This window comes from Agrococcus sp. KRD186, from assembly GCF_017168255.1.
In the GTDB taxonomy this organism is placed as follows: Bacteria; Actinomycetota; Actinomycetes; order Actinomycetales; family Microbacteriaceae; genus Agrococcus.
Genome location: NZ_JABFAP010000001.1, coordinates 592,275 through 610,847, shown reverse-complemented (window position 1 = coordinate 610,847; position 18,573 = coordinate 592,275). Strand labels below are relative to the sequence as shown.

The 18,573-nt window shown below is 69.9% G+C and carries 16 protein-coding genes and 2 tRNA genes; 9 read left to right on the top strand and 9 right to left on the bottom strand.

Annotated features, from left to right (window positions below; translation table 11 throughout):
- Positions 1-111: 111 nt before the first annotated feature.
- The 4 genes from J1M46_RS03065 to J1M46_RS03050 all read right to left on the bottom strand — a co-directional run bounded on the left by J1M46_RS03065 (position 112) and on the right by J1M46_RS03050 (position 4,400).
- Positions 112-2,061, bottom strand: a complete 1,950-nt coding sequence (locus J1M46_RS03065) for an N-6 DNA methylase (protein ID WP_206446479.1) — start codon at positions 2,059-2,061, stop codon at positions 112-114.
- Between the two features lie 518 nt (positions 2,062-2,579).
- Entirely contained in the window at positions 2,580-3,716 is a 1,137-nt protein-coding gene (locus J1M46_RS03060; protein ID WP_206446478.1) for a tyrosine-type recombinase/integrase, read from the bottom strand.
- A gap of 115 nt (positions 3,717-3,831) precedes the next feature.
- Positions 3,832-4,056: a helix-turn-helix domain-containing protein gene (locus J1M46_RS03055; RefSeq protein WP_206446477.1), complete on the bottom strand. Its 225-nt coding sequence runs from the start codon at positions 4,054-4,056 to the stop codon at positions 3,832-3,834.
- A gap of 266 nt (positions 4,057-4,322) precedes the next feature.
- Positions 4,323-4,400 (bottom strand) — tRNA-Pro (locus tag J1M46_RS03050).
- A gap of 293 nt (positions 4,401-4,693) precedes the next feature.
- Between J1M46_RS03050 and J1M46_RS03045 the strand changes: the two genes are divergently transcribed.
- Positions 4,694-5,404: a TetR/AcrR family transcriptional regulator gene (locus J1M46_RS03045; RefSeq protein WP_206446476.1), complete on the top strand. Its 711-nt coding sequence runs from the start codon at positions 4,694-4,696 to the stop codon at positions 5,402-5,404.
- Entirely contained in the window at positions 5,391-5,909 is a 519-nt protein-coding gene (locus J1M46_RS03040; RefSeq protein WP_206446475.1) for a hypothetical protein, read from the top strand. The genes J1M46_RS03045 and J1M46_RS03040 overlap by 14 nt, the downstream gene beginning before the upstream one ends.
- On the opposite strand, the gene J1M46_RS03035 is transcribed toward J1M46_RS03040, so the two are convergent.
- The gene (locus tag J1M46_RS03035) at positions 5,906-7,357 is read right to left on the bottom strand and encodes a GH1 family beta-glucosidase (protein ID WP_206446474.1); all 1,452 of its coding nucleotides are present in this window, start codon (positions 7,355-7,357) and stop codon (positions 5,906-5,908) included. The two genes, J1M46_RS03040 and J1M46_RS03035, sit on opposite strands and share 4 nt — an antisense overlap.
- A gap of 92 nt (positions 7,358-7,449) precedes the next feature.
- Between J1M46_RS03035 and J1M46_RS03030 the strand changes: the two genes are divergently transcribed.
- From J1M46_RS03030 to J1M46_RS03020, 3 genes are all read left to right on the top strand, one after another.
- Positions 7,450-7,523: transfer RNA gene (locus J1M46_RS03030), tRNA-Gly, on the top strand.
- An 80-nt stretch (positions 7,524-7,603) separates the two neighbouring features.
- Complete coding sequence (locus J1M46_RS03025) at positions 7,604-9,238, top strand: HNH endonuclease signature motif containing protein (protein ID WP_206446473.1); 1,635 nt, start codon at positions 7,604-7,606, stop codon at positions 9,236-9,238.
- Between the two features lie 154 nt (positions 9,239-9,392).
- Positions 9,393-10,070, top strand: a complete 678-nt coding sequence (locus J1M46_RS03020) for a hypothetical protein (protein WP_206446472.1) — start codon at positions 9,393-9,395, stop codon at positions 10,068-10,070.
- Between the two features lie 54 nt (positions 10,071-10,124).
- On the opposite strand, the gene J1M46_RS03015 is transcribed toward J1M46_RS03020, so the two are convergent.
- The 3 genes from J1M46_RS03015 to J1M46_RS03005 are packed head-to-tail and all read right to left on the bottom strand — an operon-like array spanning position 10,125 to position 12,313.
- Positions 10,125-11,132, bottom strand: a complete 1,008-nt coding sequence (locus tag J1M46_RS03015) for an Fpg/Nei family DNA glycosylase (protein ID WP_206446471.1) — start codon at positions 11,130-11,132, stop codon at positions 10,125-10,127.
- 30 nt (positions 11,133-11,162) lie between these two features.
- Positions 11,163-11,648, bottom strand: coding sequence for a ribose-5-phosphate isomerase (locus J1M46_RS03010; RefSeq protein ID WP_206446470.1), 486 nt, complete (start codon positions 11,646-11,648; stop codon positions 11,163-11,165).
- Positions 11,648-12,313, bottom strand: coding sequence for a DsbA family protein (locus tag J1M46_RS03005; RefSeq protein ID WP_206446469.1), 666 nt, complete (start codon positions 12,311-12,313; stop codon positions 11,648-11,650). Before J1M46_RS03005 ends, J1M46_RS03010 begins: the two co-directional genes overlap by 1 nt.
- 141 nt (positions 12,314-12,454) lie before the next feature.
- Here J1M46_RS03005 and pepN point away from each other — a divergent pair, with 141 nt between their 5' ends.
- The 4 genes from pepN to J1M46_RS02985 are packed head-to-tail and all read left to right on the top strand — an operon-like array spanning position 12,455 to position 18,051.
- Positions 12,455-14,992: an aminopeptidase N gene (gene pepN, locus J1M46_RS03000; protein ID WP_206446468.1), complete on the top strand. Its 2,538-nt coding sequence runs from the start codon at positions 12,455-12,457 to the stop codon at positions 14,990-14,992.
- A gap of 31 nt (positions 14,993-15,023) precedes the next feature.
- Positions 15,024-15,950, top strand: a complete 927-nt coding sequence (locus tag J1M46_RS02995; RefSeq protein WP_206446467.1) for a mechanosensitive ion channel family protein — start codon at positions 15,024-15,026, stop codon at positions 15,948-15,950.
- The gene (locus J1M46_RS02990; RefSeq protein ID WP_241248991.1) at positions 15,950-16,348 is read left to right on the top strand and encodes a globin; all 399 of its coding nucleotides are present in this window, start codon (positions 15,950-15,952) and stop codon (positions 16,346-16,348) included. Before J1M46_RS02995 ends, J1M46_RS02990 begins: the two co-directional genes overlap by 1 nt.
- Positions 16,349-16,368: 20 nt before the next feature.
- Positions 16,369-18,051: an FAD-binding dehydrogenase gene (locus J1M46_RS02985; protein ID WP_206446466.1), complete on the top strand. Its 1,683-nt coding sequence runs from the start codon at positions 16,369-16,371 to the stop codon at positions 18,049-18,051.
- 102 nt (positions 18,052-18,153) lie between these two features.
- Here the strand turns inward: J1M46_RS02985 and ctaF are convergent, their stop codons facing one another.
- A complete protein-coding gene (gene ctaF / locus J1M46_RS02980; protein WP_206446465.1) occupies positions 18,154-18,573 on the bottom strand; it encodes an aa3-type cytochrome oxidase subunit IV in 420 nt (139 codons plus the stop codon).

Sequence of the window (18,573 nt, the reverse complement as noted above, 5' to 3'; positions counted from 1 at the left end):
GGCGCACGGGTCGCGCAATGGACCACGCGGGAGCAGTCTTCCAGTGCGTTGGAAGTTCCGGCGCCCATGCGACGCCGCGGCTACGCACGTCGCCGAAACCCCCACCGACGCTCATCCCTCGACCTCGGTGAGCATCGCGCGCAGGTCGGCCATGACGCGTTCTAGGTCGTTGTCGATCTCTTCGAGCGGGCGGGGCGGAACGTAGCGGTAGAAGTGGCGGGTGAAGGGGATCTCCGCGCCCTCCTTGGTCTTCGACTCGTCGACCCAGGCATCGGGCGCGTAAGGCAGCACCTCACGCTCAAGGTACTCGCGCACGTCCTCACCCCACGGGACGTTCTCGGTGTCGCGCAGGGACGCGTCCGCCTCGACGTTGCCCTTGGCGTCGCGGCAGATGTCGGCGGTGTCGGCCTGCTCGCCGAGAACAAGCGTGACCGTCTTGAGTAGCGGCGTGGGCAACTTCAAACCTGAGGCCTTCGCGGCCGACTTGAATGCCTTCTGGAACTCGTCTCGGTTCTGCCACACCGCATCCGCCCCCAACGACTCCAGCGCAGTCCGCAGTGCCGACGCATCCGCATCACCCAGCTTCTGGATCGCCTTGTGCTCCATCACGGCGTCAACTCGCTCAGGGGTGGCCTGCCAGTTGAGGCGCAGCGGTCGCTCGACGGTGATGGTGCGGTAGAGGAAGTCCCCGTTGCGGAAGAGCTTCGAGTGCTCGCTGTCTTCGAAGCCTGCGTACAGGCCCACGAGCGTGGCGATGTCGGAGGTCGAGAACTCATTGCGCTTGGAGCCGAGGCCCTTGCGCAGCTTGGTGAAGAACTCGCGGCCGTCGATGAGCTGCACCCGGCCCTTGCGCTCATCGGTCTTGCGGTTGGTGAGCAGCCAGATGTAGGTGGAGATGCCGGTGTTGTAGAACATGTCCTTCGGGAGGCCGATGATCGCCTCGACCAGGTCGCTCTCGAGCAGCCACTTGCGGATGTTCGACTCGCCGCCACCCGCGCCGCCGGAGAACAGTGGCGAGCCGTTGAGCACGATCGCCATACGCGATCCGCCCTCCTCGGGCCGGCGCATCTTGCTCACCAGGTGCAGCAGGAACAGCATCGCGCCGTCGCTGACCGCGGGCGTGCCGGGGCCGAAGCGGCCGACGAAACCAAGTTGCTTGTGCTCGTTGTCGACGAACTCGCGCTGGTCCTTCCAGTCGACGCCGAAGGGCGGGTTCGAGAGCCCGTAGTCGAACTTCTTGTCGTCGAAGTGGTCTTCGGTGAGGGTGTCGCCGAGGCGGATGTTGTCCACATCCTGCCCCTTGATGACCATGTCGGCCTTGCAGATGGCGTAGGAGGCGTCGTTGTAGTCCTGCCCGTAGAGGCTCAGCTGGATGCCCGGGTTCATGCGGCGCAGGTGCTCATCGGCGACCGAGAGCATCCCGCCGGTGCCGGCTGTGGGGTCGTAGATGGATCGCACGACGCCGGCTTTCGAGAGCGCATCGTCGTCGGTGGCGAACAGCAGCTGCACCATCAGCGAGATCACCTCGCGTGGCGTGTAGTGGTCGCCAGCGGTCTCGTTGGAGCGCTCGTTCGCCCACCGGATGAGCTCCTCGAACACGAGGCCCATCTGGATATTGCTGACCGTCTTCGGGTGGAAGTCGGCCTGCGCGAACTTCTCCGTCACGGCGAAGAGCTTGTTCTTCTCGGCCAGCTTGTTCAGCGTCTTGTCGAACTCGAACCGATCGAAGATGTCTCTGACGTTCGTCGAGAAGCCCGCGAGGTACGCGCCGAGGTTCTGCCGGAGATCCTGCGGATCGGCGATGAGCTTCGCCATCGTGAACGGGCTCGTGTTATAGAACTGGTGACCTGCGGCCTCGGTCAGCTTCATGTAGCGGAGGACATCGGGCAGCTGCTCGGTCTTGGCCGATGCTTCGAGCACCTGGTGCTTCGTGTCGGCCAGCACTGCATCGAGTCGTCGCAGCACCGTGAACGGCAGAACGACCGAGCCGTACTCCGACGGCTTGAACGGCCCCCGCAGCGACTCGGCGATGTTCCAGATGAAACTTACGTGGTTGACCACAGTGACAACTCTCCTAGCGCGCTCGATCGCGAGGCGACAGCCTCAAGTCCATCCTGTCTCACCGGCCAAGGGTTGACGCGCAAGCTGACCCGCCTCCTCGCCAGCGTCACGCGTCGCGAAGCGCGCCTTGAAGTGGCACACCGATCTGCGTCGATCGACAGCGCCCGCTGGAGGTACCGCCCGTGACATGCTCACCCATTTGCTAGGGCTTCGCCATCCGCGGGTCTGGCGTCGGCGGCAGGAGCCGCTCGCGCTCCTCGAGCGTAGGCAACTCCTGGCATCCCTGCGTGCACCGCCACCGCGCGCCTAAAGCCTTTCACTGATCCCTCGGATCACCCTTGCCGAGTTTCATCGGGAGCTCGTGCACTCCACATTCCCGCATCATCTCGCCTCTCCGCCGCGCCACCCCGGCGAAGCTCATGCATCGTCGCGTGAGCCACTGACTTCGTGCCCGACGTCCGCAGCGCGGCGAAAGCCGGCTGGCGGCTGACGAGGGCGTCGTTCCGCTACCGCGGCGATCAAGTCTCGCGACGCATCCCAGCGGCCTCGTGCGGTCGTACATGTGTCCCGGCAGGCCCGAACAGTTCCTGAAGCACGGGTCCATTGCCGGGGTTGACCATCGGCAAGGGCGCTACGTAGGACCGAGCCGTGGTGGCGACCGACGCGTGCCCCAACTGATCCCGCACGTCTTCGAGACTCAGCTGACGAGCGAGATGCGTTGCGACGGTCGAACGGAGCGTCTTAAACTTGAAATCTTCGGCCTCGATGGACTCGAAATCGTCCACGAGGTCCGTCTCTCGCATGAAGCGGCCAAGTGACTGCCGGGCCGCATTGGACGTGATCACACGCCCGCGACTATCGGCGAAGACGAGTTCCGAGTCGACCGATCGAGAAGTGATCGCATCGTGGATGGCGGCCAATGCGAATGGCGGCAGCGGCAGTACACGCCGCTGACGAGCACGCTTCAGCCTCTCTTCGACCCGGACACCGCGCTCCGGAGACCAAGCGACGGTCGCTTCGACGCACAGCTGAGCCGATTCGAAGTCGATCGCACTCACCTTCAAGGCGAGTAGTTCGCCCAGGCGCAATCCTGTCCCGAGCGCGACCTCGACGATTGCCCGCAGCTGGCGAGGGTTCACCGTCGAGGTATTCGGGCCCGCCGTTACCCACGTCCGGAGTCGCGCACGCACGAGAGCGATGTCGTCGAGACTGAGCGCGATCGGCGCATTCGACGGCAGACGAACGGGCCTCGTCAACTCAGCGAAGTTCTCGGTGATGAGACCGTAGACCGTCGCCAACCTCAAGGCGCGGATGAGAATGCTGCGCGTTCTCCGAACCACGCTCGGGTTAAACCGGCGCCGTGCGAGCAGCAGGTGCCTGTCGAGCAGGTAGGCGTTCAGTTCGTCCAGCCGCCGCACGCCGATCGTCTCCGCGATGTGATTGCGGATGTGACCCGCCATCGATGCCGCCGAGGCGCTCTCGATCGACCCTGAATGGCACTCCGACTCGAGCCAGCAGGCGACCATCTCGTGCAAGGTCGACGCCCGCGTGAGCAAGTCCGGGCGGTCGCTCGGAATCAGCGGCGGTTTCGGGATTCGAAGGCCACTCTCCTCTTCGAGCCGGGCGATGCATTCGCGTTCGTGGCGAGCGACCACGCGCAGACGGCGGAGCCGGCCATCCAGGCCGCGGCACCGAGCATGAACTCGCGTCCTGCCGTCATCGAGCTGGGTGAAGTGCAGGTTGCCCCACTCGCCGGGCTTGAGCGCCGGCCTAGGCATTCGTCCGACCTGCGTCGATCCAGTCCGCGACGTCGCGGGCTCGGTACAGCGGAGGCTTCATGCGCGCGTAGGCGGGGCCGATCCCGAGCGAGCGCCAGTTGCGCACTGTTCCGACGGCGACGCGACAGATCGAGGCGATGTCCTCCTGCGTGAGGTACGCGCCTGCAATCGCTCGGAGATCGGTCAGCGGGTCGAGTACATCCGGTGGCTTGTTCAATGTGTTGCTCCTGTTCGGTGGGTCGACAGGAGCATCTGCGGGAGCTCGCGGCATCGGCGTGTCGCCCGTGTCGGTGCGATGCCAGCGCTGCGGTTCCGGGCAGCCGATGGGCGGCGCGTGGAGATGCGTGAACGTGGTGGCGGCCGGTCGCGGAAAGTGGCCAGTAAGTGGCCACGATTAGGGCACGCGGAGCGCGTCGAGTGATTGAATCGACGGTTGCGTTCCGCTCAAATTCCGCTAAACTACTGGGGAGTTAAGGCATCGAGTGGTCGGGGCGACAGGATTCGAACCTGCGACCTCCCGCCCCCAAAGCGGGCGCTCTAGCCAAGCTGAGCTACGCCCCGTAGGGATCGCTCCCGTACGACAGGCAACTCTACCGGCGGTCGGAGCCATCGCTGCACCGCGCGGTGGACCTGTTGGAGATCGGTGGACCCCTTCGAGCAGTTCGTTCGCGAGCCGTGGACCCGTTCGAGATCTGTGGACCTGTTCGATCGGGTCCACGGATCTCCAAGGGGTCGACTGCTGCCGGTGGTCAAGTGGTGAAAGGAGTGGAGCTCGGCAGCAGCCTGCTCCACGGTGGGCAGCTCCTCCTGGCGACCATCTCCCATAACTGAACGTGTTCAGTTATGCTGAATGCATGGCGACAACGGATGCGTCCACCAAGACAGCGGATGGCTCGACGAAGGGCGCGCGCACGGCCGCGCGCATCCGCTCTGTGGCATTCGATGCACTGCGCGAGAACGGCTGGCGCGCGACGACGATGCGCGGCATCGCCGAGCGCGCGGGTGTCTCCCCCGGCACCATCTACCTTGCGCTGCCCTCCAAGGAGCATCTGCTGCTCGAGCTCTACAGCGAGACGGTCGAGCGCATCGAGCGGGGCGCCATCCGCGAGCTCGAGGGGGTGCGCGCCTTCGGCGCGCGGCTCCGCGTCGTGATGGCCATCGCCCTCGATGAGATCGCTCCGTTCCACCGCGTCGCGACCGAGGCCATCGGCCAGGCGATCGCCCACGATTCCCCCGTCAGCCCCTTCGGCGACCGGTCGCGGGCGCCGCGCGAGCAGATGATCGGACTCTTCACGACCGTCGTCGGCGACTCCGACCTCATCGCCGACCGCCAGCTGCGCGAAGCGCTGCCCGAGCTGCTCTGGGCACTGCTGATGGCGGGCATGCTGGCGTGGACGAGCGACCGCAGCCGCGAGCAGCGCCGCACCCGGGCACTCGTCGAGCAGGCGATCCCGATGCTCGATCGCGCGATCCGGGTCACCGCCGTGCCGCTGCTGCGGCGACAGGTGCGCGACATCCTCGCGCTCACCGCCGCCGCGAGGGAGCTCTCCCGTGACGATGCCTGAGCCGACGCCGGACACGACGCCTGAGCCTGCGCCCGAGCCCCGACCGGAGCCCGCGGCCGACCCTCTGCACGACCGCTCCCGCTGGCGCGACCCTGCGAAGCACGAGTGGACGGCAGGCGACATCAGGTTCGGCTGGCTGGTCGGGGCCGGCGTCGTGCTCGCCGGCTCGGTCGTGATCGGCGTCATCATGTGGGGGTTCGCGGCGCTCATGGGCGTCGTCGGCGGCGTGCTCCTCGGTCTGCCGATGCTCACGCTCTACGGCGTACCGGTCGCCATCGCTGCAGCGACCGCACTCCGTCGCGTCGATAGCGAGGCAGTCCATCTGCTCGTGTTCGCCGCCCTCGGGGCGATCGGCGGTGGCATCACGGCGCTGCTCGCGCAGGGCATCGTCGCCGGGTGGGTGCTGGCGGCGCCAGCGGTCATCCTCGGCGTCACGACTGCGGTGATCGCTCGGGCGATGGCGCACGACACCGCCCTGCGCACGCGCGGCAGCGAGAACCGCTAGAGCGTCCGCTCCCGGATCATGCGCGCCAGCTCGAGCCCCGAGTCCTTCACGGTGCGCTCCTGCGTCTCGTAGTCGACCCGCACGATGCCGAAGCGCTTGTGGTAGCCCCACGCCCACTCGTAATTGTCGAGCAGCGACCAGTACATGTAGCCCTTGACCGGCACGCCCGCGTCGATCGCGTCGAGCACGGCGCCGACATGCGAGCGCAGGAACTCGACCCGCTCCGCATCGTGGATGCGCGCCTCGCCGGCCGACGCATCCGCCGCCCGGCCCGTGGACGCATCCGCCCCATCACCCTCGAGCACGACCTCGTCGTCGTAGGCGGCACCGTTCTCGGTCACCCACAGCTCGATGCCCGCGGCGCCCGTGTACTCGTCGTGCAGGTGCCGCAGCAGCTTGGTCAGGCCCGCCGGCTGCACCTCCCAGCCCATGTTCGTCGTCGGCAGGTCGCGCGGGTGCGCGTGCACGCCCTCGGCTGCCGGGTAGGGGCTCGCGATCGGCCGGTCGGTCGGCGCGTCGTTCACGAGCGGCATCGGCGGCACCTCGTAGGAGACCGCGTCGTCGTGGTAGTAGTTGACGCCCAGCACGTCGATGGGTGCCGCGATGGTCGCGAGGTCGCCCTCCTGCACGACCGCGTCGAGGCCCAGGTGGCCGACGTCGGCGAGCAGCGACTCGGGGTACTCGGCGCGCATGATCGGGTGCACGAAGAAGCGGTTGTACTGGTCGTTGAGCCGCCGCGCGGCCTCGAGGTCGGATGCGCTGGTGGCGTCGACCGGTTCGGCCGGCTGGAAGTTGAGGGTGATGCCGAGCCGCTCGGCGCCGGCCTCGCGCAGCGCGGTGACGGCCATGCCGTGCGCGAGCAGCAGGTGGTGGCCGGCCTGCAGCCCGGCCTCGACGCTCTGCCGCCCGGGGGCGTGGGCGCCGGCGGTGTAGGAGAGGAACGACGAGCACCAGGGCTCGTTGAAGGTCGTCCAGTTCGTCACCCGGTCGCCGAGCGCCTCGCGCACGGTGAGCGCGTAGTCGACGAAGCGATGCGCCGTGTCGCGGTTCGTCCAGCCGCCGGTCTCCTCGAGCGCCTGCGGCAGATCCCAGTGGTAGAGCGTCAGCCAGGGCAGGATGTCGGCGCCCAGCAGCTCGTCGACCAGCCGCGAGTAGAAGTCGAGGCCCTTCGCGTTCGGCTCGCCGCCGTCGGGCCGCACGCGCGCCCAGCTGGTCGAGAAGCGGTAGGTCTGCAGGCCGAGCTCGCGCATCAGCGCGACGTCCTGCGGCATGCGGTGGTAGTGGTCGCACGCGACATCGCCGGTATGGCCGTCGATCACCGCGCCGGGAACGCGCGCGAACGCATCCCAGATGCTGGGGCGTCGGCCGTCCTCTGCCGCTGCGCCCTCGATCTGGTAGGCGGCGGTCGCGCCACCGAGGATGAGGTCATGGGGGATGCTTCGCTGCACGCCACGAGCGTAGCCCGACCGGCCAGGGGTGCGGATGCGTCGCCGCAGATGCGGTAGATTCGTCCAGTCCCGTGCTGCACGGCCCGGGGCGCGCGGGCGTAGCTCAATGGTAGAGCCTCAGTCTTCCAAACTGATTACGCGGGTTCGATTCCCGTCGCCCGCTCCACTCCTTCCGAACCGCGCGCATGCTCCCCAGCGCGCGCCGCTCAGCGTCGCCGTGTCAGTGGCCCGTGCGAGAGTGCAGCCATGGACTTCAGCGGCATCGATGGCGAGCACTACATCGCCGTGATCCGTGCTGGCGCGATCGATCCGTACGGGAAGACCGCAGACGAGCTGCAGGACGAGCTGGACGCGTTCGACGCAGAGCTCGACGAGCGCCTGCTCGCCATGACGCCGGAGCAGGTCGAGGCCGGTGCGCAGATCCCACCGCTGCCGGCCGAGCCGGAGTCGGCGTTCGATGAGCGATTCCGCCAGGACGACGCGCTCGTTGGGCGCATGCGGGCGCTCGAGCTGCAGACAGCGCGCATCGAGGGCGAGCGCCGCGTGTTGCTCGCGGCCCACATGCAGCGGGCGATCGACCTGCCCGGCGACACCGAGACGAACCGCAAGGAGCTGGCCTCGATGGTCGCGGTCGATCTCGGGGTCTCGCGCCGCAGCATCCTCGGCCGGATGGCGCGGGCGCACGCGATCGTCACGCAGCTGCCCACCGCGCATGAGGCGGCGGCCGCCGGCCGCATCACCACCGGGCATCTGTGGATCATCGAGCGCGAGACGCAGCCGCTGCGGTTGGACCAGGAGGTGTCGCGCAGCGAGCGGGCGCGGGTCGAGTCCGAGCTGGTCGAGGTCGCCGAGCGCTGCTCGACGAGCCAGCTGGGCTCGAAGGCGAAGCAGATCGTCAACGACGTGCTCACCGAGCCTCTGCAGATCCGGCACGAGACGGCCAGGCAGAAGCGGCGGATCGACCTGTTCGACGCAGGCGACGGCATGGGCGACCTGCTGCTGCACCTGCCGATCCTCGAGGCGACCGCGATCATGGACCGAGCCACACAGGCAGCCAAGAAGAAGCCGAAGGACGACCCCCGCACCTTCGAGCAGTACCGCACCGATGCGCTCACCGAGCTGCTGCTGGCCGGGGTCGTGCCCGAGGATCTGCACGGCATCAGCCCGATCAAGGCACACGTGGCCATAACGATCCCAGCCACCACGCTGCTGGAGGACGAGTACCAGGACGACGATCCCCTGCGCGCGGTGCAGTTCCCGGCGCTGTTGGACGGGAATACGCTCGTCGATGCCGACACCGCCCGCCGCCTGGCCGGCGACAGTGCCCTCTGGGAGCGGCTGTTCACCGACCCGGTCACCGGCGTCGCCGTCACGGTCGACACCTACCGGCCCTCCACCGCGCAGCGACGGCTGCTGCAGGCCCGCGACGTGCGCTGCCGCATGCCCGGCTGCGGCCTGCCCGCGCGCACCGCCGATGTCGACCACACGCGAGACGCCGCCAAGGGCGGCCCTACCAGTCTCGACAATCTCGCCAACTTGTGCTGCGGCGATCACGGCATCAAGCACGACACCCGCTGGCAGGTCGAGCAGCTCGGGCACGGCGTGCTGCGCTGGACCTCGCCCATCGGGCATGTCATCGACGACGTGCCCGAACCCGCGGGGCCCATATTCACCGACATGCCGCGCAGCAGACCGAAGCCCGTTCCCCTCACCCGCTCCGAACGACGCAAACGGCAACGGGAGCTCTTCCAACGGCTCGAGGATGCGCACGCGGCACGACTGGCAGACCCGCCACCCGAGCCCGAGGACATTCCACCCGCGTGGGGCGGCGCCGAGGCGCTCGCCAGCGCGGAACCGACGTACGGCCCGACGCCGTTCTGAGCTCGCGCCCGCTTTAGCTTCACGTGCGGACCCACCGCGTGCTGGGCGCACGCCTGCGGCGGTTCGCGTGCATGCCGGCCGGGTGCGGTCCTGCGCGGGTCTGCGGGCCATCGCGCCGCGTCCGCCTCACAGCGACTGCCGGTAGCGTGACCGCGTGCAGTCCAGGATCGTCACCCGTCCCCGTGGCCGCGGCTCCAGCAGGCTCGGCGCCGCGCTGGTGGCGGCCGCGACCGTCGCGCTGACGCTGGCCGCATGCGTCGCGATGCCGGCGTCGACACCTGAGGATCCCGCGATCCCCGCGAGCGCGACACCGGTGTTCACCGACCTCGCTCCCCCGCCGACGACGAACGGGCCGACCGACCCGCCCGTACCGACCACGCCGCCGGGCGACTTCGCCTACGGCGAGACCGTCACGATCCACACCGACCGCGGCTCCACGTGGGAGATCACCGCGACCGGCTCCACCGACCCCGCCGACAGCCTCGCCACGCTCGGCTGCCAGTCGAGCGGCGGCGCCGCGATCCCCCGTGCCGGCGAGCGCTTCGTCATGCTCGATCTCGAGATCGAGAACGTGGGCGTCATCACCACGCACCCGATGTTCGACATGACGTTCGGCTACCAGCCCGACGGCGGCCCCGTCGCCGATCAGAACTCCGCCTCCGTCGCCGCGGCGCCGCTCGATCTCGGCTGCACCTGGGAGTTCGCGCCCGGCGATTTCCAGCGGGTGCAGGTGATCGTCTCGATCCGCGACGACGCAGCGAGCACCGGCTCGTGGATCATCAGCCCCTCCGAGGGCGGCCTCGACTCGGCACGGCTCTACCGCTGGAGCTGACCGGACCGGCCCGACGAGCGCAGGCGATCTGCGCCCCGCGCCGCATCCGGCGCGCTACAGCTGGCAGCCGGGGCACCAGTAGAGCTTGCGGCCCTGCATCGTCTCGAGCGCGATCGGCGTGCCGCAGCGGCGGCACGGCAGCCCCTCGCGCTTGTAGACCCAGTGCCGATCGGCACGATTCGCGAGCGCCGCCGCCCGCTTCGCGCCGCGCAGGCCGTCGATCGTGAGCATCTGCCCCGTCTCGACGCCGATGCGCAGCAGCTTCACCCAGTCGCGCCACAGGCCCCGCAGCTCGTCGCTCGTGAGCCGGCTGCCGGGCCGATGCGGGTCGATGCGCGCGCGGAAGAGCAGCTCCGCCCGGTACACGTTGCCGATGCCGGCGACCACCGACTGATCCATCAGCAGCTGCCCGATCGCCTGGTTCGAGCGCGAGGCGCGCTCGACGAACCGCGCCTCCGCCTTCGCCCGCGACTCCGTGGGCGCCTCGGGGTCGGGGCCGAGCCGCTGCGCGAGCGCCCGCACCTGCGTCCGATCGAGCACCTCGCAGACGGTCGGCCCGCGCAGATCCGCCACCGCGGTCTCGGTCAGGATGCGCACGCGCACCTGCCCGACCGGCTCCGGAGGGAACTCGACCGGCTCGCTGAGCGTCTCGTGCTCACCCGCTCGCAGCCGCGCGAGCCGCGGTGCGCCGATCGAGGCGATCGACTCCTCGTTCTCGCCGTCCGTGCCCGCACCGCGCATGCCCGTCTGGCCCATGCGGGCCGCGCCGAGCGCCGCCCGGCTGGCGAGGATGGTCGGGTCGACCGAGATCGCGCCAGCGAAGTCCCATGCGCCGTAGATGCCCAGGTGCACGTGCAGCACGCGCTCCGGTTGCCGCGGCGTGCCGTCGAAGCCCAGCAGCAGGTGCTTGCCGATCGCCTCCGACGAGGTGACCTCGCGCCCGTCCAGCTCGGCGGCGCCCACCTCGAAGCGGCCCTGCGGGCTCGTCACCGCAGCCGTGCTGCCGACGAAGTTCGCCGCGAACTGGCGCGCGATGCGATGGACGGAGTGGCCCTCAGGCATGGATGCGCTCCGACGCAGATGCGGTCGGCATCAGTCGATCTCGTGGCCGGCGATGGCGCCCGTCGTCTCGTACTCCCCCAGCTGCGCGATGCGCCGAGCGTGACGCGCTGCGCCCGAGAAGGGCGTCGCGATGAAGGCGTCGATGATCGCGAGCATCTCCTCCTCGGAGTGCTGCCTGGCACCGACCGCCACGACGTTGGCGTCGTTGTGCTCACGGGCCAGCTCGGCGGTCGCGAGGCTCCACGCCAGCGCGGCCCGAGCTCCCTCGACCTTGTTGGCTGCCATCTGCTCGCCGTTGCCCGAGCCGCCGAAGACGACGCCCAGCGCCTCCACGCCCGCACGCTGGTCGCGCACGGTCGCGCGCGCGGCGCTGATGCAGAACGACGGGTAGTCGTCCTCCGCGTCGTACGAGCTCGGTCCGTGGTCGACCGGCTCGTGCCCCCTGGCAGCCAGGTGCTCGACGAGCCGCTGCGACATCTCGAAGCCCGCGTGGTCGGTGGCGACGTGGATGCGCATCAGGCTGCCGCTCCCCCGCCGTCCTGCACGTCGCTGTCGGCCTGCACGTCGAACCGCGGGCCGCGGGTGCGGCTGCGCTTGAGCTCGAAGAAGCCGTCGATCGACGCGGCCGCGACGATGCCGTCGAACAGCCGCAGCGCATCCGCCCCCTTCGGTGCCGGGCTGATGACCGGGCCGAAGAAGGCCACGTCGTCGACCGCGATCACGGGGGTGCCGACGTCGTCGCCGACCAGGTCGATCGCCGCCTGGTGCGTACTGCGCAGGGTCGCGTCGTGCGCGTCGGTCTCCTCGGCGAGTGCGGCGTCGAGGCCGGCCTCGGCGAGCGCCTCGGCGATCAGCGCGTCGTCGTCCTTCCGCTTCTGGTGGTGGATGCGCTCGCCGAGCGCGTCGTACAGCGGCTTCACGGCCGCGTCGCCCGCGGCTGCCCTGGCGGCGGTGACCAGGCGCGTCATGCGCATCGAGCGCGGCATCATCGCGGCGTATGCGGCGGGCAGGTCGCGACCCTCGTTGAGCACCGCCAGGCTCATCACCTGCCAGTCGACCTCGAAGCCGCGGGTGTCGGCGACCTCGCCGAGCCAACGCGAGGTCATCCACGCCCACGGGCACGTCGGGTCGAACCACATCCGCACGCTCTGCGGGGTCTGCTGGGAAGCCGTATCAGTCATGCCTCGAGCCTATCGAGCGGTGCGCGAGCGCGATCTCGATACGCGGCCTGCGGCCGCTACTCGATCACCGAGGTGGCGGCACTACGCTGGTTCGACCAGCACACCCACTGTTCACAACACGACTGCCCGAAGGAGTCCAGCGTGCCCGGAGAGAACCTCACTCGCGCCGAAGCCCAGGAGCGCGCCGCGCTCGTCCAGGTCGAGAGCTACGACATCGCCCTCGACCTCACGACCGGCGACGAGGTGTTCCGTTCCACCACCACGGTGCGGTTCACCGCGCAGGAGGGCGCGTCGACCTTCATCGACCACATCTCCCGCACCGTGCACGCCGTGACCCTGAACGGCAGCGAGCTGGACGCATCCGCCATCAACGACGGCGTGCGCATCCGGCTCGACGGTCTCGCGAGCGAGAACGAGCTCACCGTCGTCTCCGACGCGATGTACGTCAACACCGGCGAGGGCCTGCACCGCTTCGTCGACCCGGTCGACGGCGAGGTCTACCTCTACTCGCAGTTCGAGGTGCCCGACTCGCGCCGCGTCTTCGCCGCCTTCGAGCAGCCCGATCTGAAGGCCACCTTCGCCTTCACCGTCACGGCGCCGGCCACCTGGCAGGTCGTCTCCAACCAGCCCTCGCCCGAGCCCGTCATCGACGGCGACACCGGCACCTGGTCGTTCGAGCCCACGCCCCGCATCTCGAGCTACATCACCGCGCTCGTCGCCGGCCCCTACTCGGTCGTGCGCTCCGAGCTGACCTCGAGCGACGGCCGCGTGATCCCGCTCGGCATGTTCTGCCGCGCGTCGCTCGCCGAGCACCTCGACGCCGACTACCTCTTCGACATCACCCGCAAGGGCTTCGCCTTCTTCGAGCAGCAGTTCGGCGTCGCCTACCCGTTCGACAAGTACGACCAGCTCTTCGTGCCGGAGTTCAACGCCGGCGCGATGGAGAATGCCGGATGCGTCACCTTCACCGAGGCGTACGTGTTCCGTGCCCAGGTCACCGACGCCATGCGCGAGCGCCGCGTCGTCACCGTGCTGCACGAGCTGGCGCACATGTGGTTCGGCGACCTCGTCACCATGAAGTGGTGGAACGACCTGTGGCTCAACGAGTCGTTCGCGGAGTGGGCCTCGACGCTCGCCACCGCCGAGGCGACCGAGTGGACCGGCGCGTGGACGACCTTCCAGGCGATGGAGAAGACCTGGGCGTACCGTCAGGACCAGCTGCCCTCGACGCACCCGATCGTCGCCGAGATCCGCGACCTCGACGACGTGCAGGTCAACTTCGACGGCATCACCTACGCCAAGGGCGGCTCGGTGCTCAAGCAGCTCGTCGCCTGGGTGGGGCTGGAGTCGTTCATGCAGGGCGTCGGCGCCTACTTCGGCAAGCACGCGTGGGGCAACACCGAGCTCTCCGACCTGCTGGCCGAGCTCGAGACCGCCAGCGGGCGCGAGCTGGGCGACTGGAGCAAGCTGTGGCTCGAGACCGCCGGCGTGAACACGCTGCGCCCGGAGCTCGAGGTGAACGACGACGGCATCATCACCGCCTTCGCCATCGCCCAGACCGCACCCGCCGACTACCCGACGCTGCGGCCGCACCGCCTGGCGATCGGCTTCTACGACGTCAAGCGCGGCAAGCTGCAGCGCAGGGAGCGGCTCGAGCTCGACGTCGACGGCCCCCTCACGGCGGTGCCGCAGCTGGTCGGCCACCTGCGCCCGGCGCTCATCCTCGTCAACGACGACGACCTCGCCTACGCGAAGATCCGGCTCGACGAGGCCTCGATGCAGACGGCGCTGTCGAGCCTCAGCGAGATCGAGGATCCGCTCGCCCGCGCGCTCGTGTGGGGCGCCGCCTGGGATGCCACCCGCGACGGCGAGACGCCGGCGAGCGACTACGTCGACCTCGTGCTCGACAACATCGGCGCCGAGACCGAGTCCACCACCATCCGCCTCGCGCTCGCGCAGCTGACGCAGGCCGCCCGCACCTACGTGCACCCCTCGCGCCGCGCCGAGACGATCGAGAGGGTCGGCGACCGGCTCTGGAAGCTCGCCTCGAAGGCCGGGGCCGGATCGGACGCGCAGTTCCAGTTCGTGGGCGCCTTCGCCGGCATCGCCTCGACCCCCGCGCACGCCGAGACGCTGCAGTCGCTGCTCGACGGCACCCGCACGCTCGACGGGCTCGCGATCGACAGCGACCTGCGCTGGCAGCTGCTCGACGGCCTGGTGCTCAACGGTGCCGCCGGCGAGGCGGAGATCGCCGCCGAGCTCGCGAGCGACGACACCGCGACGGGCCGGCAGTTCGCCGCCCGCGCCCGCGCCACCATCCCCACGAAGGAGGCGAAGGAGGCGGCGTTCGCCTCGGTCGCCGAGGCGGGCGCGTCGAACCTGATCGTGCGCTACACGGGCCTCGGCCTGCAGCACGTCACCGACGCATCCGTCCTCACCGACCTGGTCGCGCGCTACCACGACGCGATCGGGTCGATCTGGGAATCGCGCACCTACCAGATGGCCGAGGGGCTGCTGGCGGGCCTGTACCCGGCGGTGCTCGCGAGCGAGGAGCTCGCGCAGGCCAGCCGCGCCTGGCTGGCAGCGAACGAGTCGGCGGTGCCGGCCCTGCGCCGCATCATCATCGAGCACCTCGCGGGCGTCGAGCGCGCACTGCGGGCGCAGCAGCGCGACGCCTGATCGCCGGTGACGCCTGAGAGGAGCAGAGCGGATGCGTGAGAGCGGCCAGGAGGGCGGCGGCGTGGACTGGGCTGCCGTCGGCGCGTGGTGGGGCGCCTGGGGGCAGCCGATCGGCATCGTGCTGGTCATCATCGGCGCCCTGCTCGGCTACTGGATCCTGAAGCTCGTCATCCGCCGGGTCGTCGACGGCGTCGTCAGCGGCGTGAAGCGCAAGGCGGATGCCGCCGACACCGAGGCGCTCGCCAACTCGCCGCTGGCGCAGGTGCGGGTGGTGCAGCGCACCCGCGCCATCGGCAGCGTGCTCAACACGCTCGCCGCGTGGGTGATCGGCGCGTTCGCGCTCATCCTGATCCTCAGCATCCTGGGCGTGGACGCGGCGTCGCTGGTGGCGATGGCCGGCTTCCTCGGCGCCGCGGCCGGCATCGGCGCGCAGGGCGTGATCAAGGACTTCCTGAACGGGCTGTTCATGGTGTTCGAGGATCAGCTCGGCATCGGCGACACCGTCGACCTCGGCGAGGCCTCCGGTGTCGTCGAGTCGGTGGGCATCCGCGTCACGCAGGTGCGCGACGTCAACGGCACGCTCTGGTACGTGCGCAACGGCGAGATCCTGCGGGTCGGCAACGAGTCGCAGGGCTGGGCGCGCGTGGTCATCGACCAGGCGGTGCCCTACGAATCCGACATCGACGCGGTCACGCAGCGGCTGATCGATGTGGCGGTCGACATGAGCGAGGATGTCGACTGGCTGGGCCGCATCATCGACAAGCCCGCGGTCTGGGGCATCGAGTCGGTCTCCGCCGAGGCGGTCGTGGTGCGGCTGGTCGTGAAGACGCGCGCGAGCGCGAAGTACGACGTCGCCCGCGAGCTGCGCCGCCGTGTCAAGGACGGCCTCGACGACCTCGGCGTCACGCTGCCCTCGCTGCAGAAGATCGTCGTCAAGGGTCTCGAGGAGGAGCGCTGATGGTGCCGCCGGTGCAGCAGAGCTTCTACGAGACGGTCGGCGGCGAGGACTTCTTCCGCCGGCTCGTGCACGAGTTCTACAACCATGTCTGGGCCGACGACGTGCTGCGCGCCATGTATCCGCAGGACGACCGCGCCGGCGCCGAGGATCGCTTCAGCATGTTCCTCATGCAGTACTGGGGCGGGCCGGGCACCTACAGCGAGCAGCGCGGGCACCCGCGGCTGCGCATGCGCCACAACCCGTTCCCCATCGACCACGACGCCCGCAACCGCTGGGTGGCGTGCATGACGGCCGCGCTCGACGCGCTCGAGCCCGCACCGCTGCACCGGGCAGAGCTCGACGACTACTTCGATCGGGCCGCGACCGCGATGGTCAACCACAACCCGCTGTTCCGCTAGCAACCCGCCGAGGAGGCATCATGGCCGCGCACGACACGGACACCCCGAGCACCGACGTCATCGTGGTCGGCAGCGGCCTCGCGGGGCTGGTCGCCGCCTGCACGGCGCTCGATCGCGGCCGCACCGTGACGCTCGTCGAGCAGGAGGGTCCGCAATCGATCGGCGGGCAGGCCTTCTGGTCGTTCGGCGGCCTCTTCCTGGTCGACTCCCCCGAGCAGCGCCGCCTCGGCATCGAGGATTCCCTCGAGCTCGCCTGGCAGGATTGGGAGCACACCGCCGGCTTCGACCGCGACGAGGACGCCGGCGACCAGGACCACTGGGCACGCCGCTGGGCCGACGCGTACCTCGACTTCGCCCATCGCGACCTGCGGCCCTGGCTGCGCGAACTGGGCGTCTCGCTCTTCCCCGTCGTCGGCCACGCAGAGCGCGGTGCCCGCACCGAGGGCGGCCACGGCAACACCGTGCCCCGCTTCCACATCGTCTGGGGCACCGGGCCCGGCCTGGTCGCGCCCTTCACGAGACGGCTGCGGGATGCGGTGCGCGACGGCAGCGCGAGGCTCGCGTTCCGGCACCGCGTCACCGAGCTGCTCACCGACGACGGGCGCGTGGTGGGGGTCGCCGGCGAGCGGCTCGCATCCGATGTGACCGTGCGGGGCGAGCCCTCCAGCCGCGAGGTGGTCGGCGAGTTCGCGCTCCGCGCCGAGAGCGTCGTCGTCGCCACGGGCGGCATCGGCGGCGAGCTCGACCGCGTGCGCGAGCTCTGGCCGGCCTCGCTCGGCACCGCGCCGACCGAGGCGGTGCGCGGCGTGCCCGTGCACGTCGACGGCGCCGGGCTCCGCATCGCCGCGGCGGCGGGCGCGCGGCTCGTGAACGGCGACCGCATGTGGCACTACACCGAGGGCATCAAGAACTGGGATCCGATCTGGCCCGACCACGGCATCCGCATCCTCTCCGGTCCGTCGAGCCTCTGGGTCGACCACCTGGGCCGCCGCCTGCCCTCCCCCAACTACCCGGGCTTCGACACGCTCTCGACGCTGAAGCACCTGCGCGAGGTCGGCGCCGAGCACTCATGGTTCGTGCTGACCCGCTCGATCATCGAGAAGGAGTTCACGCTCTCGGGCTCGGAGCAGAACCCGGATCTCACCGGCCGCAGCATTCCCAAGCTGCTGCAGAAGGTGCTGCCCGGCGCGCCCGCTCCCGTGCAGGCCTTCCTCGACCACGGCGAGGACTTCATCGTGGCGCACTCGCTGACCGAGCTGCTCGACCGCATGGAGCAGCTGGGCCGCGGCGCCGACGGCACGACCATCGACCGGGAGGCCGTGGTCGCCGCGATCGAGGAGCGCGACAGCGCCGTCGACGATCCCGCATCGACCGACCCGCAGGCGGTGGAGATCCGCCGGGCGCGCGAGTACCTCGGCGACCGGCTGATCCGCACCGCCGCGCCCCACCGCATCCTCGATGAGCGGCACTGGCCGCTCATCGCCGTGCGGCTGCGCACCCTCACGCGCAAGACGCTCGGCGGCATCCAGACCGACCTCGACTCGCGAGCACTGGGCGCCGACGGCCAGCCGGTGCCGGGGCTGTTCGCAGTGGGCGAGGCAGCCGGCTTCGGCGGCGGCGGCGTGCACGGCTACCGCGCGCTCGAGGGCACGTTCCTGGGCGGATGCCTCCACACGGGCCTGCGGGCCGGTCGCGCCGTCTGAGGCACGAGGCCGGTCTGCGCCCTTCCGCGCGGACCGGCTCAGCCGCCGTCCCGGCACAGCACAGCGCCCCGACCGGCGAAGGGTCGGGGCGCTGCTGCGGTCTCAGCGGCTGAAGTTGCCGCGGTAGTGCTCGTACACCCAGCCGACCATCATGATCAGCAGCAGCGCGCCGCCGATCGGAATGAGGAAGGTGGGGCCGGTGAACGACAGGAAGATCAGCGCCATCGCGGCGCCGACGCCCAGCGGCCACCAGCTCCAGGGCGCGAAGTGGCCCATCTCGGGGTCGTCGTCGTCGAGCTCGCCGTCGAGGCGGTCGGCGGCGAACTCGCCGGCCTGACCGCGATAGACGAGCACGAGGTAGAAGCCGATCAGCGTCGCCAGCGCACCGGTGAGCCCGAGGCCGAGCGTGCCGACCCACTCGATGGTGCCCTCATAGGTGGCCATGTGCCACACGGTGTAGACCGCCGAGCACAGGTAGAAGAACACGGCGATGATCGCCATGATGACGATGTTCGAGCGCAT